The 670-nt window shown below is 47.6% G+C and carries 2 protein-coding genes and 1 pseudogene; all 3 read right to left on the minus strand.

The genetic code is table 11. From position 1 onward, the window contains the following. Nucleotides 1-339 (minus strand): Glu/Leu/Phe/Val dehydrogenase dimerization domain-containing protein (locus ACFQE9_RS15060; RefSeq protein WP_379746579.1); only part of this gene is annotated, 339 nt, incomplete at its 3' end. After that, complete coding sequence (locus ACFQE9_RS15065; RefSeq protein WP_379746577.1) at nucleotides 336-479, minus strand: rubrerythrin-like domain-containing protein; 144 nt, start codon at nucleotides 477-479, stop codon at nucleotides 336-338. The genes ACFQE9_RS15065 and ACFQE9_RS15060, both read right to left, overlap by 4 nt. A gap of 77 nt (nucleotides 480-556) precedes the next feature. Further along, nucleotides 557-670 (minus strand): annotated as a pseudogene (locus ACFQE9_RS15070) (IS630 family transposase); the annotation flags it as partial.

Consider the following 670-nt stretch of genomic DNA (forward strand, 5'->3'; position numbering starts at 1 on the left):
AGTCATCCACATCCCGAGGCCCACACATTCGTCTCTGGTAACCTCGGGATGATACCGCAGCCCGCCCTTGTACGGACCGCGGACACTATCGTGTTGAGCCCGATAGCCGGTGAAAACCTCTACTGTCCCGTCATCACGTTCGATCGGGACCGTAACTTCGTGAACCTTCTTTGGATGTTTGAGGCGGTCAACCACATTCGAATTGATATCGAGGTGATCAGCAGCATGTTGCAATTGGCGACGAGCGGTCTCCAAGGCTGATTCAATCTCCGTCTCAGCGGATTTTGCTACTGCTCCCTCTTCGCTTTGTGAGTGGTTGGATTGTGATACCATCGTTATTCAACAGAAACCTGTCGATTTCGCATTTCACCAGCACAGTCAGGACATTGACTGGGGCGATTTTCAGCGATCACGATCTTGCCACACGAAAAGCACTCGTATTCCGATTTTTCGTTTGAGTCAATTTCGATGTCTTTCATGATGCATCTATGAGTGCCGAAATCAGAGTGGACACTCCGCTAAGTAATAATAGGTGTATAAGGATATATAGTAGATGTTAGAAATAGTTACTCACTTTTGGAATAGAGAGTTGTTCAAGAGCGGTGTCAATCGCTGTTGTAAGCTCGTTGAGTGAGTCAAAGAAACGATTGCTGAGCGCTGTTTGAAGCTG

The sequence above is a fragment of the Halopenitus salinus genome (genome assembly GCF_042662125.1).
Classification (GTDB): Archaea; Halobacteriota; Halobacteria; order Halobacteriales; family Haloferacaceae; genus Halopenitus; species Halopenitus salinus.

Excerpts from the sequence above, each read along its gene's own strand:
- ACFQE9_RS15065 (WP_379746577.1), bottom strand. The coding sequence starts at position 479 with ATGAAAGACATCGAAATTGACTCAAACGAAAAATCGGAATACGAGTGC.